At 66.2% G+C, this 22,808-nt stretch carries 26 protein-coding genes and 1 riboswitch; of the genes, 4 read left to right on the top strand and 22 right to left on the bottom strand.

What is annotated here, in order from left to right:
* Positions 1-145 precede the first annotated feature (145 nt).
* On the bottom strand, positions 146-841 hold the full coding sequence (locus ON32_RS01640; RefSeq protein WP_040788168.1) for a hypothetical protein: 696 nt from the start codon (positions 839-841) through the stop codon (positions 146-148).
* A 113-nt stretch (positions 842-954) separates the two neighbouring features.
* Positions 955-1,578, bottom strand: a complete 624-nt coding sequence (locus tag ON32_RS01635) for a carbonic anhydrase (protein ID WP_040788183.1) — start codon at positions 1,576-1,578, stop codon at positions 955-957.
* A 193-nt stretch (positions 1,579-1,771) separates the two neighbouring features.
* On the opposite strand from ON32_RS01635, the gene ON32_RS01630 reads away from it, so the two are divergent.
* Positions 1,772-2,671, top strand: coding sequence for an HhH-GPD family protein (locus ON32_RS01630; RefSeq protein ID WP_040788165.1), 900 nt, complete (start codon positions 1,772-1,774; stop codon positions 2,669-2,671).
* A 36-nt stretch (positions 2,672-2,707) separates the two neighbouring features.
* On the opposite strand, the gene ON32_RS01625 is transcribed toward ON32_RS01630, so the two are convergent.
* A complete protein-coding gene (locus ON32_RS01625) occupies positions 2,708-3,499 on the bottom strand; it encodes an alpha/beta fold hydrolase (protein WP_051132759.1) in 792 nt (263 codons plus the stop codon).
* A 107-nt stretch (positions 3,500-3,606) separates the two neighbouring features.
* Here ON32_RS01625 and mhuD point away from each other — a divergent pair, with 107 nt between their 5' ends.
* From mhuD to ON32_RS01610, 3 genes are all read left to right on the top strand, one after another.
* Positions 3,607-3,921, top strand: coding sequence for a mycobilin-forming heme oxygenase MhuD (gene mhuD / locus ON32_RS01620; protein ID WP_040788163.1), 315 nt, complete (start codon positions 3,607-3,609; stop codon positions 3,919-3,921).
* 80 nt (positions 3,922-4,001) lie between these two features.
* A riboswitch (cobalamin riboswitch) is annotated at positions 4,002-4,152 on the top strand.
* 30 nt (positions 4,153-4,182) lie between these two features.
* The gene (locus tag ON32_RS01615; RefSeq protein ID WP_040788162.1) at positions 4,183-4,392 is read left to right on the top strand and encodes a CbtB domain-containing protein; all 210 of its coding nucleotides are present in this window, start codon (positions 4,183-4,185) and stop codon (positions 4,390-4,392) included.
* A complete protein-coding gene (locus ON32_RS01610) occupies positions 4,383-5,168 on the top strand; it encodes a CbtA family protein (protein WP_040788160.1) in 786 nt (261 codons plus the stop codon). The genes ON32_RS01615 and ON32_RS01610 overlap by 10 nt, the downstream gene beginning before the upstream one ends.
* 58 nt (positions 5,169-5,226) lie before the next feature.
* Here the strand turns inward: ON32_RS01610 and ON32_RS01605 are convergent, their stop codons facing one another.
* The 19 genes from ON32_RS01605 to folP form a co-directional block, all read right to left on the bottom strand.
* A complete protein-coding gene (locus ON32_RS01605) occupies positions 5,227-5,670 on the bottom strand; it encodes an OsmC family peroxiredoxin (RefSeq protein ID WP_040788158.1) in 444 nt (147 codons plus the stop codon).
* A 57-nt stretch (positions 5,671-5,727) separates the two neighbouring features.
* A complete protein-coding gene (locus tag ON32_RS01600; RefSeq protein WP_040788157.1) occupies positions 5,728-6,183 on the bottom strand; it encodes an SRPBCC family protein in 456 nt (151 codons plus the stop codon).
* Between the two features lie 67 nt (positions 6,184-6,250).
* Entirely contained in the window at positions 6,251-7,855 is a 1,605-nt protein-coding gene (locus ON32_RS01595) for a sensor histidine kinase (RefSeq protein ID WP_083873873.1), read from the bottom strand.
* Between the two features lie 241 nt (positions 7,856-8,096).
* On the bottom strand, positions 8,097-10,652 hold the full coding sequence (locus ON32_RS01590) for an ATP-dependent Clp protease ATP-binding subunit (protein WP_040788154.1): 2,556 nt from the start codon (positions 10,650-10,652) through the stop codon (positions 8,097-8,099).
* A 270-nt stretch (positions 10,653-10,922) separates the two neighbouring features.
* A complete protein-coding gene (locus ON32_RS01585) occupies positions 10,923-11,501 on the bottom strand; it encodes an anthrone oxygenase family protein (RefSeq protein ID WP_083873871.1) in 579 nt (192 codons plus the stop codon).
* A 116-nt stretch (positions 11,502-11,617) separates the two neighbouring features.
* A complete protein-coding gene (locus tag ON32_RS01580; RefSeq protein WP_040788153.1) occupies positions 11,618-12,244 on the bottom strand; it encodes an FHA domain-containing protein in 627 nt (208 codons plus the stop codon).
* Between the two features lie 261 nt (positions 12,245-12,505).
* A complete protein-coding gene (locus tag ON32_RS01575) occupies positions 12,506-12,868 on the bottom strand; it encodes a histone-like nucleoid-structuring protein Lsr2 (protein WP_040788152.1) in 363 nt (120 codons plus the stop codon).
* A 116-nt stretch (positions 12,869-12,984) separates the two neighbouring features.
* On the bottom strand, positions 12,985-14,451 hold the full coding sequence (gene lysS, locus ON32_RS01570; protein ID WP_040788176.1) for a lysine--tRNA ligase: 1,467 nt from the start codon (positions 14,449-14,451) through the stop codon (positions 12,985-12,987).
* 301 nt (positions 14,452-14,752) lie between these two features.
* Complete coding sequence (locus tag ON32_RS01565; protein ID WP_040788175.1) at positions 14,753-15,175, bottom strand: rhodanese-like domain-containing protein; 423 nt, start codon at positions 15,173-15,175, stop codon at positions 14,753-14,755.
* Positions 15,176-15,183: 8 nt separating this feature from the next.
* Positions 15,184-15,819: a cupin domain-containing protein gene (locus ON32_RS01560; RefSeq protein ID WP_051132757.1), complete on the bottom strand. Its 636-nt coding sequence runs from the start codon at positions 15,817-15,819 to the stop codon at positions 15,184-15,186.
* Between the two features lie 210 nt (positions 15,820-16,029).
* Complete coding sequence (locus ON32_RS01555) at positions 16,030-16,821, bottom strand: type III pantothenate kinase (protein ID WP_040788151.1); 792 nt, start codon at positions 16,819-16,821, stop codon at positions 16,030-16,032.
* Between the two features lie 24 nt (positions 16,822-16,845).
* Positions 16,846-17,265: an aspartate 1-decarboxylase gene (gene panD / locus ON32_RS01550; RefSeq protein ID WP_040788150.1), complete on the bottom strand. Its 420-nt coding sequence runs from the start codon at positions 17,263-17,265 to the stop codon at positions 16,846-16,848.
* A gap of 113 nt (positions 17,266-17,378) precedes the next feature.
* Complete coding sequence (gene panC, locus ON32_RS01545; RefSeq protein ID WP_051132756.1) at positions 17,379-18,377, bottom strand: pantoate--beta-alanine ligase; 999 nt, start codon at positions 18,375-18,377, stop codon at positions 17,379-17,381.
* The gene (locus tag ON32_RS01540; protein WP_245550749.1) at positions 18,374-19,321 is read right to left on the bottom strand and encodes a Rossmann-like and DUF2520 domain-containing protein; all 948 of its coding nucleotides are present in this window, start codon (positions 19,319-19,321) and stop codon (positions 18,374-18,376) included. Before ON32_RS01540 ends, panC begins: the two co-directional genes overlap by 4 nt.
* A 176-nt stretch (positions 19,322-19,497) precedes the next feature.
* On the bottom strand, positions 19,498-20,628 hold the full coding sequence (locus ON32_RS26755; protein WP_157224037.1) for a DUF6779 domain-containing protein: 1,131 nt from the start codon (positions 20,626-20,628) through the stop codon (positions 19,498-19,500).
* A 102-nt stretch (positions 20,629-20,730) separates the two neighbouring features.
* Positions 20,731-21,201 (bottom strand): DUF3180 domain-containing protein, encoded by a 471-nt coding sequence (locus ON32_RS01530; protein ID WP_040788170.1) that lies wholly within the window; start codon positions 21,199-21,201, stop codon positions 20,731-20,733.
* Between the two features lie 2 nt (positions 21,202-21,203).
* Positions 21,204-21,755: a 2-amino-4-hydroxy-6-hydroxymethyldihydropteridine diphosphokinase gene (folK, locus tag ON32_RS01525; RefSeq protein WP_040788148.1), complete on the bottom strand. Its 552-nt coding sequence runs from the start codon at positions 21,753-21,755 to the stop codon at positions 21,204-21,206.
* Complete coding sequence (gene folB / locus ON32_RS01520) at positions 21,752-22,147, bottom strand: dihydroneopterin aldolase (protein ID WP_040788147.1); 396 nt, start codon at positions 22,145-22,147, stop codon at positions 21,752-21,754. Before folB ends, folK begins: the two co-directional genes overlap by 4 nt.
* Positions 22,144-22,808, bottom strand: a 665-nt coding sequence (folP, locus tag ON32_RS01515) for a dihydropteroate synthase (RefSeq protein WP_040788146.1), incomplete at its 5' end; no start/stop codon positions are given. The genes folB and folP, both read right to left, overlap by 4 nt.

Here is a 22,808-nt window from a genome sequence, read left to right as displayed (position 1 = left end):
CGGAACGACTCGGTTTCACCACCGCCATCGTGCCGCCGGGAGTGGATCCCAAGTCCACCTCCATGACCCTCCACGAGGCGCCCACCCTCCGCACCGCGCTTCGCCTCGCGGGGCTTTCCCGGAAGGCGTGACGCGATATCCGCCCTCAGGCGATATTGAACGGCTCCGGGGCGCTGCGAACCGACCCCAGCTGCGCGATGACGTGGTAGGAGCCTGCCGGTACCGGCAGGCGATCGCCCTCGCAGCCCGGCTGTGAGGTCGAGCCGGACCAGGTCACCGTGAATGCCGCCTGTTCACCGCGGTCGAGTGTCCGAACGTCGGGGTCACCGTCGGGGTAGCAGTCGGTGCTGGACCACAACTGTTCCTTCCCGTCGAGGGAGTACACCGCGACACGCTGTAGTCCCGACCCCATGTCCCGAGTACAGGTCCCGGACGAGATATTGGTGATCACAACCCCGAAAACCGGCTGTTCCCCGAGCCGGTAGGTGGGCTGTTCCACGGTCACCTTTACCGCCAGCGACTGATCCGGACACTGTCCCGCCGCGATCGGAGTGTCGTCGGCGGTGGTGCTCGGCGGTCTGCTCGGTTCCCGGGACCCGGTCGCCCCCGTCTTGGACGCGGCCGCGCTCGACGTCGTGGCACGGGCCGAGGTCACCGTCGGCTTCTCCGGCTCGGTGGACGAGGTCGCCGCCACCGGCGTCTCACCGGCCGTACCACCGCCGCGAGATATCGCGATCACCAGCCAGATCAGCAACGCGAGGACGACAACCAAGATTCCGATGGCAAAAACACGACGCCGCCAATAGATTTCCGGCGGCAGCGGTCCAGTCGGTTCCAGCACGGTTCAACGGTAAGCGCACCGGCGGGTGACACCACTCAGGGGCACGGCGTGTCGGACCGTAGCGCGTCCACACCTCGCCGCCGCCCGACCCCCGCCGGTTGCCGGGATCTCGCTCAGACGACCTCGCCGATATTGCCGACCACCCGGTGCAGCTTCACCTGGCCATCGGCCAGTTTGTAGGTCACACAGGCGATCGCGCATTCACCGGTGGCGACGCGCTGGGAGATGATCATCGACCGCTGCATGAGCAGGCGCCCGGTCTCCACCACATGTCGTGCCTCCAGCTCGTCCACGCTGGACAGCCCCTCGCGCCGGCCGATCAGCATGGACGGCGTGACCCGCTCGACAATGCTGCGAATGAAACCACCCGGCACCTCGCCGCCGTCCAAGGCGTCGAGGGTGGCCTTGACCGCTCCGCAGTTGTCGTGGCCGAACACCACGATCAAGGGCACGTTCAACACCCCGACGCCGTATTCGATGGAGCCCAGCACCGAGGAATCGATGACATGTCCAGCGGTGCGCACCACGAACATATCGCCGAGTCCCTGGTCGAAGATGAGTTCCGCCGCGACTCGGGAATCTCCGCAGCCGAACAGAACCGCCGACGGACTCTGGCCGGTGACGAGCTTGGCGCGGTCGGCTGCGCCCTGATTAGGATGCAGCAGCGTGCCGTTCATGAAGCGTTCGTTGCCCTCGCGCAGCGACTTCCAGGCACTGACCGGGTTGGATTGAGGCATGGTGTCCATTTTGCACGCTTTCCCACCGGCCTACGCTTCGTAGGCGTTACGGCGTGGCAAATATTTCCCGCCCGGCGGTGTCATTTCCCGCCCCGGCGGTGTCGAAATGGCGCGAACGAACGGCAGGCGGCCGCCGTACACGGTCACCTTGCCGGTGGCGGCGAAGAACAGGGCAAGGCGCGGGAGAAACGGAATGAGTCACGTGGGGATCGAGGCAGCCGTGGACGTGGACGTACTGGTGGACTGGTATCGCCGCACCGCCCGCGATCTGCCCTGGCGACGCCCCGGCGTGAGCGCCTGGCAGATCCTGATGAGCGAGATCATGCTGCAACAGACCCCGGTCGCCCGGGTGGAACCGGTCTGGCGGGAATGGGTGGCGCGCTGGCCGGTGCCCTCGGCCATGGCGGCGTCCACACCGGGTGAGGTACTGCGCGCCTGGGGGAAGTTGGGCTATCCGCGCCGCGCGCTGCGACTGCACGAATGCGCGCAGGTACTGGCCACCGAACACGGTGACGAAGTGCCCGACGATGTGGAGATTCTGCTCGGCCTGCCCGGTATCGGCGCCTACACCGCTCGCGCCGTCGCCTGTTTCGCCTACGGTCGGCGGGTGCCGGTGGTGGACACCAATGTTCGCCGAGTGGTTGCCCGTGCGGTACACGGACGAGCCGAGGCCGGCAATCCCTCCGCCCGCGATCTACGGGAGACCGAGGCCCTGCTACCACCGCAGGACGACCGGGCCGCGGTGTTCTCGGCCGCCCTCATGGAACTCGGTGCCACGGTGTGCACCGCCCGCGCCCCCGGATGCGACCGCTGCCCGCTACCCCGCTGCGCCTGGGTGACGGCGGGCCGTCCGGCCGGCCGGTCCGTTCGCCGCACCCAGAAATACGACGGCACCGATCGACAGGCCCGCGGCCGCCTCCTGGACGTCCTGCGTGCGGCCTCCGGGCCGGTAGAGCGAGTGCGGCTGGATCTGGCCTGGACACGCGACCCCGGCCAACGTGACCGAGCACTGGATTCGCTCCTGCTGGACGGCCTCGTCGAACAGACCGAGGATGGTCTGTTCGCCCTGGCGGGAGAGGCCGACCGGGCGTGAAACCGCCCCGCTACCGCCGACCCGGCGGCGACGGCCTCACTCTCGTTCGCGTTCCCCCGGAGTGGGGATCGGGCGCTCGTGTTCCCGTGCGAGCACCCGGGTCAAAAAGCGTTCCACCTCGGCGCGGTAACGCGCGGGCTGATCATCGTGCACCAGATGTGCCGCGTCGCGGACGAGAACATGTTCGGCGCGGGGATTCCGCTCGGCCATGAGACGCATCTGCCCCGGCGGGGTAATGGTGTGCTCGCCTTCGATGAGCAGAGTGGGTGCCCGCACCGCGCGCCATTCGGGCCAGAAGTCGCGACCACCCCATTCCTCGGAGATATCGCGGAAGGTCGTGACCGAACCGTGCAGCCGGTAGCCGTCGGCGCCGTGGTCGAAGGAATTCAGGAAATAGCGACCCGCCACCGGACCGAAGAAATTCAGCACCGCTTCGGCGTCGGGAAACGGCTGCGGCCAGGCCTCTATCATGGCGGCCCAGTTCGCGGCGGTGCGGCCGGTGAAATCCGGGGCCATGTCCTCGACGACCAGGGCCCGTACCCGCTCCGGGTGGTGCGCGGCGAAAACCCAACCGTGCAGTCCGCCCATGGAATGGCCCACCACGGTTATCGGCGTGGTCAATTCCGCGGTGGCAGCGGCCAGGTCGGCCACGAAGGCCTCGGTGGTGAGTTCGTCGGGAGCGGGCCGGCCGTGCCCGGCCGCGTCGAAGGTGTAGACGCGCCCGTAATCGCGCAACCAGCCCAGATGATCCCCCCAGGTGCGTGCGCTGCCCATCAGGCCGTGCAACAACAGAATGGGGGCGCCCGCCCCGCCTTCGTCGTGCAACACGGGCCGAGTCTATTACCGCCGCCTCTCCACCCGGTGGTCCCGGCCCACCGGGTGCGGCCCCGCGCCGCCTCTGGCGAGGTAATCGAGCAGAGCTCTAAGCTCGGGACATGGCTGTTGTGAAGATCAATGCGATCGAGGTCCCCGAGGGCGCGGGGCCGGAACTCGAGAAGCGGTTCGCCCACCGCGCCCACGCCGTGGAGAACTCTCCCGGTTTCCTCGGCTTCCAACTGCTGCGCCCGGTGGCCGGTGAGAACCGGTATTTCGTGGTAACGCATTGGGATTCGGAAGAATCGTTCGCCGCGTGGCGGGACGGCCCGGCCAAGGAGGCGCACGCCGGACAGCAGAACAAGCCGGTCGCCACCGGCGCCTCACTGCTGGAGTTCGAGGTCGTCCTGGACGTCGCGGCCAAATCCGCCTCCTGACCCACCCCGGCCCTCGACCCGCACGCCGTTCCCGGTATCCACCGCGGGCCGGCGTGCCCGGTCGAGGGTCGGTGCATATTGACTATCGCGGGCGCGAATGTCACAGTTCGAAGGACAAACGCGAAGGTGATGCGGTAATCCGGTGAGATTCCGGAGCGGTCGCGCCACTGTGTTCCGTCCACCGAGCGCGGTGCCGGAGAGCCAGACATCGGCACCCTCGCATGGACCCGACCGGACGCGTGATCCCAGGAGGACCGGACCATGACCATCGCACACCCGCAGAGCCGAGCGCTTCCGGCTCCCGTCACGGATTCCCTGCTGACCATCCTGGTCACGGTCGGTGTCGTTCTGTTGGCATTGCTCACGCTGTACCTGGTCGGGTTCGATCAGGGCGCCGTTTCCCGCAGCGGTATGTACCTGCACGAGCTGATGCACGACGGACGGCACCTACTGGGGCTTCCGTGCCACTGATCGGCTCGCTCACCTCATTATTGCTGCGTGGTCTGCTCGCCGGTTTCCTGGCGGGGTTGCTGGCCGGGACGGTCGGCTACTTCGTGGGCGAACCGAAGGTGGAAGCCGCGATCGCGATCGAGGAATCCGCGGGCGGCCACAGTCATGGAACCGGTGCCGACTCACATACCGGGCACACCCACGGCGACGAGGAAGAACCTCTGGTCGGCCGTACCGGACAGAAGTTCGGCCAGTTCCTGGCCACCGGTCTGGCCGGGACGGCGTTGGGGGCGATCTTCGCCGCGGTCGCGCATATCGCCCGCCGCTACACCGCCCTGTCGGGCACCCGTTTGGCGCTCACGCTGGGTGTCGGCGGGTGGGCCGCCGTCGTCGCGGTGCCGTTCTTCAAATACCCGGCCAACCCACCGGCCGTCGGTGATCCGGAGACCGTCAACGACCGAACACTGCTGTGGGTGGCCGCGGTATTGCTGGGCCTGGTCGCCGTCGGTGCCTGGGTATGGGTGTGGAAGGCATTGGGCGCGCAGCCGGAAACCGTGCGGTTGATCGCGGCCACCGTGGTCTTCGTCCTGGTCACCACGCTCGGCTACATTCTGCTGCCCGGGGTGAACGAAGTGGGCGACGATTTTCCGGCGACCCTGCTGTGGCAGTTCCGCGTCGCGTCGTTGGCGGTGTCGACCACATTGTGGGTCGCTTTGGGCCTGGCCTACGCCGGACTCACCGAATGGGCCGGACGCAGCCGGCACCCGGTGCACGAAGCGGCCGTCAACCCGGCCTGATCTCCACTATCTCGGTCTGTTGTCCGGGCTCTCGCCACGCGAGAGCCCGGACAACGGCTCAGGATTCGAGAGCGGCATCCAAACGGATGTTGTCCACACCGGCCAAGGCCTTGCTCACCGGGCAGCCGGCCTTGGCGGCCTCGGCCGCGGCGGTGAACCCGGCGGCGTCCAATCCGGCGACCCGACCGCGCACGGTCAGGTCGATACCGCTGATCCGGAATCCACCGGCCGGATCCGGTCCCAAGGTCACCGCGGCGGTGACGTCGAGGCTCTGCGGGGTACCGCCCGCCCGCCCGATCTCGGCGGACAGCGCCATGGCGTAGCAGGACGAATGGGCGGCGGCGATCAACTCCTCCGGGCTGGTCGTGCCGTCGGCGTTGTCGGCCGAACGCTTGGGGAACGACACGTCGTACTTGCCGACCCCCGAACTGACCAGCTCGACCTGGCCGGAGCCGTCCTGCAGGCCACCGGTCCATGCGGTACGCGCGGTACGTGTTGGCATCACGATCCTTTCGCAGATGTTGTGTTCGCCTTCACGGACGAACGTACTCGGCCGGGCTCAGCCGGCCACAGCCGTACGTTGATCGAGCCGTTCCAGCACAGCGGGCCACGCCGCCCGGTGCCGGTCTCGTGCCTGTTCACTCGCGAAACCACTGTGGTGCAGGTGCAGCCGGATACCGCGTGGCTGTTTGATGAACCGCACCGTCACCACGGTCTCGGCTCCCTCGGTGCCGTCCGCACCACTCAACCAGGTCATTTCGACCAGGCGGTCCGGTTCCAGACGAAGGAACCGGCCGTAATGCGGTTGTCGAGCACCCTCGTGCACGGTCTCGAAATAGAAGGGTTCACCCACCTCGGGACGCATTCGTACCGAATCCGGTTCGGCGAACCAGATGTCGAAACCCCGCGTCCATGCCAGGTATAACAGCGACGCCGAAGCAACCATGACACGTTCCACGGTGAGCTCGTACGGCCGTGCTGACAGGTCCGGTATACGCACTTGCTGGTCGACCATCGGCAAAGCCTAGCGCGTATTCCGATCCTTTCCGGGCGAAGCGGGATGGCCGCCGCTGGGGAGCAGGTCACCGCACCTCGGCGTCCCGGGAATCCGGCTCCGCGGCAACGGCATCCGGATCGCGTCCTGCCGACGGCGCCTCCGTACCGACGGATTCCCCGGTTTCCCGCTCCAGGTTCTCCGCACCACCCGCTCCGGGCCCCTCCTCGCCGGTCTCCCGGCCCGGCGCCCCGGCCGTGGGATCGGATGTCCCGAACGCACCGAGCGGACGGTTCGGCAGGCGGGCGGCCACTCGAAAACCCCCGCTGGGGCGGGGCCCCGCAGTGAGCGCGCCGCCGAGGGCGTGTGCGCGTTCCCGCATACCGATGATGCCGTTACCCCCGGAGGCGGAACGCTCCGATTTGCCGGTGGGTCGGGTGTTGTCGATGGTGAGGTCCACCGATTCGGGGGAATAGCGCACCGTCACCGTGGCTTCCGCGCCCGGCGCGTGTCGGATCACATTGGTCAGAGATTCCTGAATGATTCGTACCGCCGCCGCATCGATGACGCTGGGGAGTGGACAGGCCTCCCCCAACACCCTGGTGTGCACACACAATCCCGCGGTGCGGGAATTCCCCAGCAGTTCGTCCAGATCGGCGAGGCTGGGGGCAGGGCTGCGGGGAACCGGGCTCGGTGCGGGATGGCCCGTCCCGCCGTCCAGGGGTTCGGGCGTCGTCTCGGGGAGATCCGGTACCGCGACCAGTCGCCGCACGGTGGGGCCGGTATCCGCGACATACCCGTCCGTATCCCGCTGCCGGGATGTATCCCGGAACGAGCGCTCTTCACGGGGCGGGCGTTTGCCGAACAGTCGACCGCAACCGGATGCCGGTTCGAAATGATCGTCGGTCTCCCACGCGTGGTCGGCGTCCGAATCGCTACCACCGTCCACGGGCACACCCGAGCGCAAGGTTTGCAGCAGACCGTGCACATCCACGAGCGCGTCCTTGCTCGTGGCCTTGATCGCGGCCACCGCCGTGGCCGCCTGCTGCGGTTTGGTGTGGAACAGTTCCAAGGCCACCGAGGATTGCACATTGATCAGCGAAAGACCGTGTGCGAGCACATCGTGCACCTCTCGGGCAATGGCCAACCGCTCTTCACCGGCCCGCAGCCGACGCTGCGTCCGCTCATACCGGCGGGCGGTCTCGGCCTGCTGCCTACGCGCCTCCAGCATCGCGCGCCGCAGTCGAATGCCCTCGACCACCCCGACCAATACCGTCGCCCAGGCCAAGAGACCGATTGCCTGCCACACCCCGACCGACCGCCCGAACAGGACCGGGACGGGCCACACCAGGAGCAGATAGCCGAGCGGCACAAGGGGATAGCCGAACCGTCTCGGCCCGTGCGTTCCCGCGGTGAGGAACGCGACGACGGGCGACAGGAGGATCGGCCCGTATCCGTAGTCGAGGAATACGAAGGCGGTACCGGCGCCCAGCGCCACCCATAGCACCGGTAGCGGTTGATATCGCCGGAACAGCAATGCGATCGGACCGAGCAGCAGCAGCAGATATCCGAACAGGTCCAGCGATCGCACGCCGGTCTGCTGCAGGTTGGCCACTCTCGCGCCGACCACCTGGATCAGGGCGACCGCCACCGCCGGCCCCACGTCCCACCCGACCAGGCCTCGACCAGACATCCCGAGCTTCCGCACCTGAACCAGCCTATGCGGCCGAAGGCATCCGGCCACCCGTCACCACGCGTATTTCTTCATCCGACCGGCGATCGGCCCCTGCGCCACCACCCTTTTCGGGACGAAGGGCCGCTCGAGAACCGCCCGTACGGTATTCGGGTCCGTCCTATACCGCCGAGAACATACCGCCGAGAACACGAAACGGGCCTGCCCCCGGTATGGGGACAGGCCCGTTCGGCGTATGCGACTACTCGCCCGAGCTCGCCTCGGCGGAGCCTTCCGCCGCGCCGGTCAGCACGACCTCCGGCTTCTCCTCGCCGCCCGACTTGGTCAGCTTCGCCTTGCCGGTGAAGGTGAACCGGGCGTCTTCGCCGGAGCCCTCGCCGTCCCAGCCCTCGACGTCCACCAGGACGGTCTGGCCGGGGCCGATCTCGCCGAAGAGGATCTTCTCCGACAGCTGGTCCTCGATCTCGCGCTGGATGGTGCGGCGCAGCGGCCGGGCACCGAGCACGGGGTCGAAGCCACGCTTGGCCAGCAGGCTCTTGGCGGTATCGGTGAGTTCGATCGCCATGTCCTTGTTCTTCAGCTGGGTTTCGACGCGGCCGATCATCAGGTCCACCATCTCCACGATCTGCTCGGTGGTGAGCTGGTGGAAGACGATCACATCGTCGATCCGGTTGAGGAACTCGGGCCGGAAATGCTTCTTCAGCTCGTCGTTGACCTTGAGCTTCATCCGCTCGTAGTTCGACTGGGTGTTGTCGCTCGAGGTGAAGCCGAGCCCGACCGCCTTCGAGATGTCCTGGGTGCCGAGGTTCGAGGTGAAGATCAGCACCGTGTTCTTGAAGTCGACCGTGCGGCCCTGGCCGTCGGTGAGGCGGCCGTCCTCCAGCACCTGCAGGAGGGTGTTGTAGATCTCCTGATGTGCCTTCTCGATCTCGTCGAACAGCACCACCGAGAACGGCTTGCGCCGCACCTTCTCGGTGAGCTGGCCGCCCTCCTCGTAGCCGACGTAGCCCGGAGGGGCACCGAACAGCCGCGAGGCGGTGAAGCGATCGTGGAACTCACCCATATCGATCTGGATGAGGGCATCGTCGTCACCGAACAGGAAGTTCGCCAGCGCCTTGGACAGCTCGGTCTTACCGACACCGGACGGGCCGGCGAAGATGAACGAGCCGGACGGACGCTTCGGGTCCTTCAGGCCGGCACGGGTACGGCGGATCGCCTTGGAGACGGCCTTGACGGCGTCCTCCTGACCGATGATCCGCTTGTGCAGCTCCTCCTCCATACGGAGCAGCCGGGTGGTCTCCTCCTCGGTGAGCTTGAACACCGGGATACCGGTCCAGTTGGCCAGCACCTCGGCGATCTGCTCGTCGTCGACCTCGGCCACTACGTCCAGATCACCCGAACGCCACTGCTTCTCCCGCTCGGCGCGCTTGGCGACCAGCTGCTTCTCCTGGTCGCGCAGGCGGGCGGCCTTCTCGAAGTCCTGCGCGTCGATCGCGGACTCCTTCTCCCGGCGCGCCTCGGCGATCTTGTCGTCGAATTCGCGCAGGTCCGGCGGCGCGGTCATCCGGCGAATGCGCATCCGGGCACCGGCCTCGTCGATCAGGTCGATCGCCTTGTCCGGCAGGAAGCGGTCGTTGATGTAGCGGTCGGCCAGCGTCGCGGCGGCCACCAGCGCACCGTCGGTGATGGACACCCGGTGGTGCGCCTCGTAACGGTCGCGCAGACCCTTGAGGATGTTGATGGTGTGCTCGACGGTCGGCTCGCCCACCTGCACCGGCTGGAAGCGGCGCTCCAGGGCGGCGTCCTTCTCGATGTACTTGCGGTACTCGTCGAGGGTGGTCGCGCCGATGGTCTGCAGTTCGCCACGGGCCAGCTTCGGCTTCAGGATGGAGGCGGCATCGATCGCACCCTCGGCTGCACCCGCGCCGACCAGCGTGTGCAGCTCGTCGATGAACAGGATGATGTCGCCGCGGGTGTTGATCTCCTTGAGCACCTTCTTCAGCCGCTCTTCGAAATCACCGCGGTAGCGGCTACCCGCGACCAGGGAACCCAGGTCGAGGGTGTAGAGCTGCTTGTCCTTCAGCGTCTCGGGAACCTCGCCATTGACGATGGCCTGCGCCAGACCCTCCACCACGGCGGTCTTACCGACACCGGGCTCACCGATCAGCACCGGGTTGTTCTTGGTGCGCCGGCTGAGCACCTGCATGACCCGCTCGATCTCTTTCGAGCGGCCGATCACCGGATCGAGCTTGCCCTCGAGGGCCGCCTGGGTGAGGTTGCGACCGAACTGGTCGAGTACCAGCGAGGTGGACGGGGTGCCCGTCTCACCGCGAGCGCCGGACTCCACCGGCTCTTTGCCCTGGTACCCGGACAGCAGCTGGATGACCTGCTGACGAACCCGGTTCAGATCGGCACCCAGCTTCACCAGCACCTGCGCCGCAACGCCCTCGCCCTCACGGATGAGGCCGAGCAGGATGTGTTCGGTGCCGATGTAGTTGTGGCCGAGCTGCAGCGCCTCACGCAGGCTCAGCTCCAGCACTTTCTTGGCCCGCGGGGTGAACGGAATATGACCGGAGGGCGCCTGCTGGCCCTGGCCGATGATCTCCTCGACCTGGCTACGCACGCCTTCCAGCGAGATACCGAGCGACTCCAGGGACTTGGCCGCGACTCCCTCGCCCTCGTGGATCAGCCCCAACAGGATGTGCTCGGTGCCGATGTAGTTGTGGTTGAGCATCCGGGCCTCTTCCTGGGCCAGGACGACGACGCGCCTCGCGCGGTCGGTGAACCTCTCGAACATCGCTCCCTCACTCTCCTGCTCCGGACTTTCTGGCAACCCGCGCCGCAGTGTTGTGCGCCACTACAGGCGTCAGCCTGCCATGAAGGCCGGGGGTTGCGGCCCCCGCCTCCCACTCTAGTTGGCAGGGGATTCCGCCGCCGCCGGTCCACCCTGTGCGGACCGTCGTCGACACGGCTATTCACTCATAACGCCCCCGACAGCGGTTTCGTTTCCACTCAGGTTTTGCCCTGAGCGAACACCCCCCGCCATTGGGAAGGGGCGCTTTCTCGGTCACCGGTGCGATCGCTCGTACGCCGCAGTACCCATATCCGTCCGCACCATGCCCACGAATCGATCGTCGGTGCGCATCGACTCCTGCCCGTGCCGAACACCGGCGTCGAACAACGCCGCACACAGGATGAGGAAGGCCAAGCCATGCAATACACCACGAACGATGTTCCAGCGTACCCAGTCGGACTCGAAGGCGGCACGGACCGTCTCCGGATCGGGTAACACCGCCGGATCGCCCGCGGCGGCCAGTTGGTCGTTGAGCGGGACGTTACATCCGGCGGTGACCCCGAACGCGACCAGATTCAGCACGAGAGCGATGCCGATCCACCACAGGGTGGGGCGGGAACCGAGGTGCGATATCACCGCGAGAAATGTGAATCCGACTGTTCCCAGGAACCCGACCATGAAGGCCGGGTTGATGATGACGACATTGATCTTCTGCATCGCCTCGATCACCATCCGGTCGTCCATCCGCGCGAACGCGGGCATCACCGAGATCGCGTAGGCGTAGAAGACCCCGGCGATCAATCCGGTAGCGATGGTGGCCGCCACCAGGGCGACGATACGAATTGCAGACACGACTACTCCTGCCGGACCGAATGGCATGTTCCGGCGAACAGTCAAGCGGGGACCCCGGGGGCTGGAACATCGTCGAGACGCTCACACACCTGCGCGAGCGTCTACTTCATGCGAAATCACAGATCTCGATCGGAAATGATTCCGTTTTGCATTGCCAGCGCCGCGAGTCGAACTCGCTTCTGATTCTGCGGCAGATCCTCGACACCGAATTTGGCGAAGAGTGCCCGCAGATGGGTCTTGACGGCATCGACACTGAGAAATAATTCGCTGGCTATTTGCTGACTGGAGGCCGGGGTGGCGAATCCGGCTCCGTGTTTATAAGGCCGACACAAAGCGATCAACACTGCCCGCTGGGCCTCGGTCAGTGAACGCACCGTGGGAATTGATCCGGCGGACACCTTCGTTGCGTCATCGGCCACACCGGTGAAATCGTGGAATGAAACCAGGGAAGTACCGGCCCTTATGCGGTCACCCGCCATCAGTCTGCGGCGACCGACCAAACGCTCTCCATTGACGAATGTCCCGTTCCGGGACAGCCCGTCGTCGACAATCATCCATTGCGCACCAAGATATTCGACGGTGGCATGCAGACGGGACACCTCGGCATCCCAGCGCAACGACAAATCGGCGTCGGCGGACCGACCGATGGTGACACGTGGACGCTCCGGACTCAGCACGAGCTCCCGTCTGCGTCCTTCACTGTCGGTGTAGCGCAGGAACGATCCATCGGATCCGGCTACCATGGCCGATACCTCACCTCTTCATATCGGCATCCCTCTGCCGACCACGGTACCCGGCTCACAATGCGGCGGACCCGGTCGAAACCACTACGGCGAAGGACTGCCGCATTGCGAGCGAGCCCGCCGCATCATGAGCAAGTTGGAAACACCAGCATATCGGTTCGACAGGCAACGACCAGACCGGCAGCAATTGATAATTGCTATCAATAAACGGGGCCGCCGACCGACCGCTCGGAAATCTTTCGGACGACAGGCGAAAGAGGACTAGCTCTTCGCGGCCTTGTGGTACAGATCGGTGACTTCGGCGGAGATACGTCCACGAGCGGATACCTTATGGCCATTCCGCCGGGCCCACTCACGAATAGCGGCGCTTTGTTCCCGATCCATGGAGACCCGGGCCTTGGTACCGCTGCCCGAACTGCCGGCAGCAGACTTCACCCGACGCCGACCGCTCACTCGCCGCGCATTGCTAACCCACTGCTCCATCTCTTCCCGCAACTTCGATGCATTAGCAGCGGACAGGTCGATCTCGTACGACACACCATCGATTGCAAACTCGATGGTCTCGTCCGCGATGGACTCACCGTCGACATCGTCGATCAAGCTAACGGTGACCTTCTTTGCCATGAGATGAACGTCCTCTCGAAATCGTGCGGCCTACAAACGCAGGCCGATTACCCGAGGCAAGAATACCTCGAATTCGGAAATTTCCAAGACGAGCGGTTGGGGTGTAAACCGTTCGCTCAACGACCCCCGGGCCGCACTATTGGGAACAGTATCGTTTCCCGGATTCCCAATCCGGTGAGCGCCATCAACAACCGATCGATTCCCATACCGGTTCCGGTCGTCGGCGGCATGCCATACTCCATCGCGGCGAGGAAGTCCTCATCGAGCACCATCGCCTCGTCATCGCCGGCGGCGGCCAACCGTGCCTGATCGATGAATCGCTCACGCTGAATCACCGGATCAACCAACTCCGAATAGCCCGTGGCCAACTCGAAGCCACGCACATATAGATCCCACTTCTCGGCCACCCCGGGTTCGGTGCGATGCTGCCTGGTGAGCGGGGAGGTCTCCACCGGGAAGTCGCGCACGAAAGTCGGCGCGTACAGCTTGTCGCCGTAACAGTGTTCCCAGAGTTCCTCCACCAGTTTCCCGTGGCCGTAGCCCTTGCCCTCGGGAATTTCCAGACCGACCCGTTCGGCAAGTGCCAGCAATTCCGAAACAGTTGTTTCCGGAGTTACCTCGACACCCAGCGAGTCCGATAGCGAAGGATACATCCGAACGGTTGCCCACTCGCCACTCAGATCGTATTCCGTACCATCGGCCAGGGACACAACCTGAGTTCCCAATGCCTCGGACGCGACTTCCTGGATCAATTCTCGAACCATACGCGCGGAGTCGTCGTAGGTACCGTACGCCTGATAGGTCTCCAGCATGGCGAACTCCGGAGAATGGGTGGAATCGGCACCCTCGTTACGGAAGTTGCGATTGATCTCGAAGACCCGTTCCAGCCCGCCGACGACACAGCGCTTGAGAAACAATTCCGGCGCAATGCGCAGGTAGAGATCTATATCGAGAGCGTTGGAATGGGTGACGAACGGCCGCGCCGCGGCGCCCCCGTGCAGGGTCTGCAGCATTGGCGTCTCGACCTCGAGGAACCCTCGCCGCTCCAGCCCGTTGCGCAGCGCTCGTACCACCGCGACCCGGGTATGCGCCATCTTCCGGGCCTCCGGCCGCACGATCAGATCGACATAGCGCTGCCGAACCCGAGACTCCTCGCTCATCTCCTTGTGCGCTACCGGCAACGGCCGCAGCGCCTTGGCGGCCATCGACCAGGAATCGGCCATAACGCTCAATTCACCGGTCCGTGAGGTGATGACTTCGCCGTGTACGAAAACGATATCGCCGAGGTCCACATCGGCCTTCCAGGCCGCCAGCGCGTCCGCGCCCGCACCGCGCAGGCTGATCATCGCCTGCAGTTTGGTGCCGTCACCTTCCTGTAGTTGTGCGAAACACAGCTTGCCGGTATTCCGCATGAAAATGACGCGTCCCGTCACCCCGACGATCCGGCCGGTGGAGGTGTCCGGTTCCAGGTCGGGGTAGGCGGCCCGAATTTCTGCCAGGGTGTGCGTACGCGGCACCTCGACCGGGTATGCCTCGCTCCCCTCGGCGAGCAACCGTTCCCGCTTCTCCCGGCGAATCCGCATCTGTTCCGGGAGTTCGTCTACTCCCGCGGTGCCAACAGCCCGCTCGGTGGATACCGCGCCTGCGGAGTCGCCGGATGACGTGGTGTTCGTGTTGCTCACATCGAACTACCCTAGCGTGGGCCGAAAAACGATTTGCGGGCCGCCCGGTCATTCTTTCGTTATAACGAAACGATACAGTTAGGCGCGTCGACTTGCCTTCGACAAATTAGACCGGACGGCTTGCTATGGATTTCACCCCACAGGGGACGCGACGAAAACTATTGCGCGCGAGCCGTATTCGCTCGACGCCGGATCGGGAATTTCACAACGCGGCCAGCGCGTCCACTTCCCGGGTGAAGTGCGGCGCGCCGACAGCAACCGTCAACATGCCCGCCGCCTTCAGTGCCTGATAGCCACCGACCAGATCGGTGGCCCGGTGCAGCCCCAACCGTCGTAACGAAGCCGCGGCGAGGCTGGAGGTATAGCCCTCCGAGCACACCACGATCCATTCGACATCGTGATCGGTGGCCATGGCCAGCCGGGCCGAACTGCTGGGGTCGAGTCGCCACTCCAGGACATTGCGCTCGATCACCAACGCACCGGGAAGCGCACCCTCCCGCGCGCGCTGCGCCTGCGGCCGGATATCGACCAGGACGGCACCTCGGGCCAACGCCTCGGGTAATTCGGTAACGGATATCCGCTGCAGCTGCGCTCGGGCCTCGGCAAGCATCTGATCAATGGTCAGATGGGTCATCACATATCACCCTCGGGCTGGTCGGTGAGAACGGTACGGGTGCGCCGCAGAGTGCCGTGCCCGGTCGGTTCGTAATAGGACATGGCGGTCAACGGCGGTGAATACGCATGAACGCTCAAGGTCGGTTCCAGTGGGCCGAGGGAATCGCCTCCGCCGGCCGGAACACCCGGTGACTCGGGATCGGGAGCGCGCATCACATCGTGGACCCAGCCAATGGGAAACGCGGCCTGATCACCGGCGGTGAGAATGCGCCGCCGCAGCTCGGTACCGGTCCACCGGTATTCGGCGAGCCCCCCACTGAGCACTGTGAGCGCACCGAGCGAACCGGCGTGATCGTGTAGTTCGGTGGACTTGTTCGGCGTCCAGCTGATCAGCCAGATATCCACCTCGTCATCGGCCACCAGCCGGGTGGCCCAGCGTTCCACGGTCGGCCACCGCCCCTCCGCCGGGAGCAGATGATCGTATCGACCGGCCAGCACATCCTCGGCGCCCTCATCGGTCAACCGGAGCAGATCGGCAAGCCGCAGCCGAGTGGGCAGCGCGGAGGCGATCGGGCGATCCGGGAGGGTATCCGTTACGGATTCAGCGATATCGACGCGGGTGGATACGGAAGAAGAACGAATTGCGGAGCGCATGTGCGGGTCTCCAGGAAGTGATGACGGTCGAGGGGCAAGTGCTCAGCCTCGAACGGTCGAGGCTCTATCGGCCTCGACAACACTCCTGGAACACCACACTGAGAAGCATGCGACGAGTTTAACAACCGCACCGACGAACTTCCACTCACCCCCGCATCACCTGGGTCACAGTCCCGCGCCGACCACCTCGCACCCGCGCGGACGGCGTAATCAGGACCTACGCCGCTGATTTCGCTCGTACACCAGGCGCAGGCCGGTGAGCGTCAGATGGGGTTCGTGATGCTCGATGGTCTCCGATTCGCCGATGATCAACGGGGCGGTGGCACCGGTGGCGACCACCGCAACATCGGGTCCGGCGAAACCATCGATATCGTCCCGGATTCGGTCGATCAGCCCGTCGACGAGCCCGGCGAAACCGAACACCGCACCGGACTGGATACATTCCACGCTGTTCTTCCCCACCACCGATCGCGGACGGACCAACTCGACCCGACGCAGGGCCGCGCGTTCGATGAGCGCTTCGGTGGCGATCTCCACGCCGGGTGCGATCACTCCGCCGAGGAACTCCCCCTTCGCCGAAACCAGGTCCACGCAGGTGGAGATGCCGAAATCCACCACGATCGCCGCGGTGCCGTATCGGTGGTGGGCGGCAAGGCTGTTCACTATCCGGTCCGCGCCGACTTCTTTGGGGTTGTCCACCAATAGCGGGACACCGGTTCGCACACCGGGTTCCACCAGGACGTGCGGCACATGCGACCAGTAGCGGTCGAGCATGATCCGCAGTTCCCGCAATACCGGCGGTACGGTGGACAATGCCGATACCCCGATCACCTCTTCGAGGCGGCCGCCGACCAGGCCGCGCAACTGCATGGCCAGTTCGTCGGCGGTGTGCAGCGGATTGGTGTGAATCCGCCAGTGCCGCACCAACTTCGCATGCCCGCCACTACCGGAGAAGAGACCGAGGACGGTGCTGGTGGTACGGACATCGATCGTCAGCAACATGGCGCGTTCGATCCCGTTCGGGTATCAGGCGAAGGACAGGTCGCGGGGGCTGAGCAGACCCGACCCCTCGGGAGCATGTGCGGGGTCGGAGCCCAGTTCGATCGGTCGATTGCGGTCGTCCACGAAGACCACCTTCGGGTCGTAGTCGCGTAGCTCCTGTTCGTCCATCATCCCGTAGGCGATGAGAATGACCAGGTCACCGGGGTGGACCAGATGAGCTGCGGCACCATTGATCCCGATAACACCCGAACCCCGCTCCCCGGCGATCACATAGGTCTCCAGGCGGGCGCCGTTATCGATGTCGACGATGCAAACCTGTTCGCCTTCGAGCAGATCCGCGGCGTCGAGCAGATCCTGGTCCACGGTGACCGAGCCGACATAGTGCAGATCGGCGTGGGTCACGGTGGCCCGGTGGATCTTCGACTTCATCATGGTGCGCAACATCGTCGTCGCCTTTCTGTGTTTTGTGGTGTCGCCCGGCGGCGGCACGGATCGGGGCCTGTCCCTGCGCTGCTCCGTGGACAGCGCACTATCGGTCGGAGCCGAGGAAAGGCAGGTCACCCGGGTGGGCAGTCGGTGAGGGCGGCTTCTCGGACGGTGTCCGGATGGTGGGCGGCGGTATCGGTTCCAGGTTCCCCGTGCGCGGATGCAACAGGGGTCTCCGGATGGCCGTCGAGGGGAGCGCCCAGGCGCACCGCCACATTGTCGATCAAGCGGGTGGAGCCCACCTTGGCGGCGATCAGCAGGCGGGCGTTGCCCGTCTCGGGGGCGGGACCCAGATCGGCTCCGCGTAGTTCGAGGTAGTCCAATTTCACCTCGGGCACGGCGTCCAGGACCGAATGGGCGGCGGCCAGTACGGCGTCCGCGCCGGCGGGTCCGGCGGCGGCCCCGGCCAGGAGGGCCGCCGACAGGGACGTCGCGATTTCCCGCTGGGCGGGATCGAGGTAGCGATTGCGGGACGACAGCGCCAAACCGTCGGATTCCCGCACGGTCGGCACCGCGACGATCCGGACATCGAAATTCAGATCCCGGACCAACTGACGGATCAGGGTGAGCTGTTGGTAGTCCTTCTCACCGAAGAACGCCTCGTGCGGGCGGACGATCTGCAGCAGTTTGGCCACCACGGTGAGCATGCCCGCGAAATGGGTGGGCCGGGACGCACCCTCCAGTTCGGCCCCGACCGGACCGGGGTGCACCGTCGTCCGCGGTCCGTCGGGATACATATCCGACACGCTGGGCGCGAACACCAGCTCGACCCCTTCGGACCGCAGTAGTTCGACATCGGCGTCCAGGGTCCGCGGATAGCTGTCCAGGTCCTCGTTCGCTCCGAACTGCAGTGGGTTGACAAAGATCGAGACGACCACCACCGCATTGGTGCGTTTGGCACGCCGCACCAGTTCCAGGTGTCCCTCGTGCAGTGCGCCCATGGTCGGCACGAAGCCGACGGTGCGGCCGGCACCGCGCAGCGCCCGGGTCACGGAGGTGAGCACGGCCGGATCGTGGTGCACCGACAGTTCACCCTTGCGATACGCACCGTGCAGGGTCGAGTTCGTCATCGGCCTTCCTTCAATAGTTCGAGCAGGTCGGCACCGGCACCGGCTCGTTCGGCGGTGCGCAGCGACAGGGCACGGTAGCCGGCGGCCAACCGGGGGTCGGTGGCCGCGAGCGCATCCAGATGAGCCGCCACGGCCGCGGTATCTCCTCGGGCCACCGGACCGGTGAGCGCGGACTGGCCCCGGCGCAGCGCATTGTCCAGGGCGGCCGAGGCCAAGGGGGCCAACAACCGTTCGACCAGTCCATTGGGCTGATCGTCGACGATTTGCTGACCGAGCAGTCCGGGTCCGGCCAAGGCCGCTCGTAGGGCGTCGACCGCGTCGAGGATGAGGGTGACCAGATGATTGCTGCCGTGTGCCAGGGCGGCGTGATACAGCGTGCGGTTCTCCTCGGCCACCCGCACCGGTTCCCCGCCCATTTCGATCACCAAAGACTGAGCGATGGCGTAGCCGATCTCATCGGCGGCCGTTATGCCGAAACAGGCATTGGACAGGCGGGACAGGTCCTCGTCGTGGCCGGTGAAGGTCATGGCGGGGTGAATGGCCAGCGGAAGCGCGCCCGCCTCCCGCAGGGGGTCGAGGATACCGACACCATTGGCGCCGGACGTATGCGCCACGATCGCCCCGGCCCGGACCACCCCGGCGGAGGCCAGCCCACGGACCAGCCCGGCCAGTTCGGCGTCGGGTACGGCCAGGATCAGCAGTTCACTGCGGGCAGCGATCTCCTCGACCGGCAGGATCTCCGAATCGGGCAACCGGGTACGAGCCCGGTGGATGGAGGCGTCGGAAATGGCGGCCACACCGAACACCACATGTCCGGCGCGTTCCAGTGCGGCGCCGACGGCCGATCCCACCCGTCCCGCCGAGACGATTCCCACCGTCAGTCGTGCGGGCGCCGGATCACCGCCGGAGGCAGCGTTGCCAGGTGTCACGCTTGGCGAGGTCACCAGTGTCCTCTCGATGTCGTTCCAGTCCCGCCATGCGGGTACCGGACGGTACGGAACGAGGATATGGGTCCGCCGCGACCGACGCCATGCCCGCGCACGTGATATGCGCCGCATCCGGACCCCGCATCGTGACCACACCGCTTCACCGGGTTCGGCGCCGAGGCACCCGTGTCCTGTTAGTCGTGGTGGTCCTCTTCTTGCAGATTGGCCATGATCTCGGCGACGGACAGGCGGCGGGACCCGCCGGTATCGGCCCGACCGTGCCGATGACGTCGAGAGGCTGCCCCGCCGTCGACCGTCGCTTTCCGGGCGCGAGGCCATTCGGCGCCCTGTTTCGACGACGGAAGATCCTCCACGCGACGGTTGGCTCCCGGAGCCGACTCGGCTGCGGGGACCTTCGACTCGGATGTCGTATCGACGGGCCCGGGTTCGCTCTCCTCGGCGGGGGGCGAGACGGGATCGGTGGGTTCGGGCTCGTCATGGAATCGGGTGAACACCTTCGCCCACCGCGACGGGGCCAGACCGGCGCGCGTTTTCTCGGTACGGTCCGTATCGGCGCCGACCGCTTCGCCGGAACCGACCCCGATCGGGTTCGCGTCCCGGTTCGGCTTCTCCTGCTCCGTCTTCTCCCGGTCCGGCTCGTCCTGGTCTTGGTCCTGATCCAGGAAGAGGATGCCGAACTCGGCGGTTACCGGGTCGTCATCCGGACTCGCGAACTGGGGGCGGGCGGGATTCTCGGACTCGTACACGGGTGTCACGGTGCTGCGGACGGCCGGCGCACCGGATTCACCGTCGGGCCGGGCGGACACCTTCTCCGACTCCCCACTCGCGACGCCCACCAGTTGCGGAACGCGGAAGGAATCAGCGTGCAGGGCGGGTCGATCAATCGGGAGACCGCCGTCGAAGAGCCGCTCCAACTGCTGTCGGAGCACGGACAACTCGGCCCGCAGCGCGGCCATCTCGGCCGCCTCGGCACCCACTTCGGCGCGAACCCGTGCCTCGATACCGAGCTCGTACTCGCGTCGTGCATTGATCTCACGCTCGAGCTGGAGCCGATACACCGTTTTCAGGTCATCGGCCCTGGCCTTACCGAGCTCGGCCTCTTTCCGGTATTTCGTTGCCACGATGGCGCTCAGTACCGCGGCCCACAGGGCGACAACGACACCGACCCGGATGAACTGGACACTCTCACTGAGTGCGAGGAATACGCCGGCGATCAGGCCGAGGACGACCAACACCCCGACGAACAGCTTTCCCGTGTCTCCCCGTTGCGTCGGAGGAACACTGCTCCGGGAGGGTGAAACCATATCCGCAAGGGTAGCGGCGATACGCCCATACGCCCAGGTCACAATGTCGTGATCGATACGACAGGACCGTCGGCCGGGCACGTGGGCGATCGTGCGAACGGTCTACGGGGCGGCCGGGGTGTCGGTGGGATCCTCGGGAGCGCGGCAGCAGTATTCGAGCCACAGCGCGGCCGCGGCCAGCGCGATACCGGCACCGCACCCCAACAGCGCGCCGGGTGAGTCGGCGGCGGCCGCCCGCAGGGTGCCGCGCTGCGGGAAAACCCATCCCAGAAATCCCAGCCACACCCCGGCCGCCGCGGCGCCGACCTGCGCCGAGGCCTTGGCCAATGCGACCGCGCGCGCCACGGTGATGGGGTGCAGTTGGTGCCGGTCGGTACCGATCCGGCTGTCGTTGACACGGGCCCGGATGAAAAATCCCAGCGCGGCCTCGATCGCCGCCACCGGATACAGAGAGGCGCCGGCAAAGCCGGAGATCGGTGGGAAGTTGTCGTAGGCGATACGGGTGGTCGCCCAGGCGACAGCGGTCGCTACCACGGCGGTGAGCAGCAGTTCCCGGACCCGGGTGGGTTTCAGTTTCACGGTGCGCTCTCCCCGGTCGGTCGCGTGAACAGCGATAGCTCGGTACGTTGTACGCCCGCCCGCTCTTCGGGATCCAGGCCGTCCAGCAGGGCCCGCACGCTGTGGACGACGCCATCGACCTCCAGGGTCGCCTCCGGCATCACATCCAACCACGGCACCAGGACGAAAGCCCGCTGATGTGCCCGTGGATGCGGCAGGGTCAGCTCGGGGTCGTCACTGCGGCAGGCCACCAGTTCGCCGCCGACCGGTTCCGCGCACCAGACGATATCCACATCGAGCGTGCGCGCCCCCCATCGCACCGTGCGCACCCGATCGGCCGCGGCCTCGAATTCCCGCCCCCGGCGCAACCAATCCGCACAGCGATACTCCGGATCCTCGGCCAACACCACGGCATTGAGGAAATCATCCTGTTCGACACCGCCCCACGGAGCCGTGGCGTAGACCGCCGATACCGCGAGCACACGGGCGCCCAGTCCGTCGACCACACTGCGCAGCAGGGTGAGCCGATCCCCCATATTCGAGCCGAGGGACAGCACCGCGCGGCTCATTCGGCGGTCCGTTCCCGACGACGGCGGGCGACCACCCGAACATCGGCGAACCGGTGCGGGATGGGTGCGGCGGGTTTGTGCACCACCACCTCGACGTCCTCGATTCGGGAGTCCTCGGCCAGCACGGCGTCGGCGATATCGACCGCAACCGTCTCGATCAGATCGCGCGGGGGGCCCTGCACGATTCGTACCGCCAGATCGGCCAGGCCGCCGTAGTCGACGGTGGCGGCCAGATCGTCGGTCGCGGCGGCGGCGGAGATATCCAGCCATACCGTCAGATCGACGAGGAACTCCTGCCCTTCCCGACGTTCGTGCTCGAAAACCCCGTGATACCCGAATACCCGCAGACCGCGCAGTTCGATCCGGTCCACGCCCGGAGACGCACCGCTCACCGCGTGACTCCCGCCGTCGCGCCGGCCCGCTGCCAGGCATCGGTCACCGCAATGGCGTCCAGCGAGCCGCGCACATCGTGCACGCGCACCCCCCAGGCTCCGTACAGCGCGGCAAGCGCCGAAATGGTCGCGGTCGCGATCTCCCGACCGTCCGGCGAGCGCGGGCCGGTTTCGTCGGCCAGCAGGGTGCCGAGGAAACGTTTACGGGAAGCGCCGATCAACACCGGTAGACCATCCGCGACGAACTCGGGCAATGCGGCGAGCAATGCCCAGTTGTGCTCACCCGTCTTGGCGAAACCGAGGCCGGGATCGAGGATCAACCGGGCCGGATCGACCCCGGCGGAGATCGCGTGCTGCACCTGGGTGTGCAGTTCCGCCCGCACCTCGGCAACCACATCGTCGTAGTGATCGGCCGGGCCGGTGTGCCGGTAGTCCGCGGATGCCCGCCAGTGCATGAGAATCCAGGGCACCCCGGCCTCGGCGACCACCTTGACCATGGCCGGGTCGGCACGCCCGCCGGACACATCGTTGACCACCGAGACACCGGCCGAGATGGCCGCTTCCGCCACTCGGGCGCGCATGGTGTCCACGCTGGTGGGAACGCCGGCGGCGACCAGCCCGCGAATCACCGGCACCACCCGGGACGCCTCGGTCTCCGGAT

This window comes from Nocardia paucivorans NBRC 100373 (assembly GCF_000308675.1).
Taxonomy (GTDB): domain Bacteria; phylum Actinomycetota; class Actinomycetes; order Mycobacteriales; family Mycobacteriaceae; genus Nocardia; species Nocardia paucivorans.
The sequence above is the reverse complement of the archived record's forward strand: the minus strand, read 5'-3'. Positions and strand labels throughout refer to the sequence as shown.

What these genes read in the sequence shown, in the direction of transcription:
- ON32_RS01635 (WP_040788183.1), bottom strand. Translation starts at nt 1,578, where the DNA reads ATGCCTCAATCCAACCCGGTCAGTGCCTGGAAGTCGCTGCGCGAGGGC.
- ON32_RS01630 (WP_040788165.1), top strand. Translation starts at nt 1,772, where the DNA reads ATGAGTCACGTGGGGATCGAGGCAGCCGTGGACGTGGACGTACTGGTG.
- mhuD (WP_040788163.1), top strand. Translation starts at nt 3,607, where the DNA reads ATGGCTGTTGTGAAGATCAATGCGATCGAGGTCCCCGAGGGCGCGGGG.
- ON32_RS01615 (WP_040788162.1), top strand. Translation starts at nt 4,183, where the DNA reads ATGACCATCGCACACCCGCAGAGCCGAGCGCTTCCGGCTCCCGTCACG.
- ON32_RS01605 (WP_040788158.1), bottom strand. Translation starts at nt 5,670, where the DNA reads ATGCCAACACGTACCGCGCGTACCGCATGGACCGGTGGCCTGCAGGAC.
- ON32_RS01600 (WP_040788157.1), bottom strand. Translation starts at nt 6,183, where the DNA reads ATGGTCGACCAGCAAGTGCGTATACCGGACCTGTCAGCACGGCCGTAC.
- ON32_RS01595 (WP_083873873.1), bottom strand. Translation starts at nt 7,855, where the DNA reads ATGTCTGGTCGAGGCCTGGTCGGGTGGGACGTGGGGCCGGCGGTGGCG.
- ON32_RS01590 (WP_040788154.1), bottom strand. Translation starts at nt 10,652, where the DNA reads ATGTTCGAGAGGTTCACCGACCGCGCGAGGCGCGTCGTCGTCCTGGCC.
- ON32_RS01580 (WP_040788153.1), bottom strand. Translation starts at nt 12,244, where the DNA reads ATGGTAGCCGGATCCGATGGATCGTTCCTGCGCTACACCGACAGTGAA.
- ON32_RS01575 (WP_040788152.1), bottom strand. Translation starts at nt 12,868, where the DNA reads ATGGCAAAGAAGGTCACCGTTAGCTTGATCGACGATGTCGACGGTGAG.
- lysS (WP_040788176.1), bottom strand. Translation starts at nt 14,451, where the DNA reads ATGCGGATTCGCCGGGAGAAGCGGGAACGGTTGCTCGCCGAGGGGAGC.
- ON32_RS01560 (WP_051132757.1), bottom strand. Translation starts at nt 15,819, where the DNA reads ATGCGCTCCGCAATTCGTTCTTCTTCCGTATCCACCCGCGTCGATATC.
- ON32_RS01555 (WP_040788151.1), bottom strand. Translation starts at nt 16,821, where the DNA reads ATGTTGCTGACGATCGATGTCCGTACCACCAGCACCGTCCTCGGTCTC.
- panD (WP_040788150.1), bottom strand. Translation starts at nt 17,265, where the DNA reads ATGTTGCGCACCATGATGAAGTCGAAGATCCACCGGGCCACCGTGACC.
- panC (WP_051132756.1), bottom strand. Translation starts at nt 18,377, where the DNA reads ATGACGAACTCGACCCTGCACGGTGCGTATCGCAAGGGTGAACTGTCG.
- ON32_RS26755 (WP_157224037.1), bottom strand. Translation starts at nt 20,628, where the DNA reads ATGGTTTCACCCTCCCGGAGCAGTGTTCCTCCGACGCAACGGGGAGAC.
- folK (WP_040788148.1), bottom strand. Translation starts at nt 21,755, where the DNA reads ATGAGCCGCGCGGTGCTGTCCCTCGGCTCGAATATGGGGGATCGGCTC.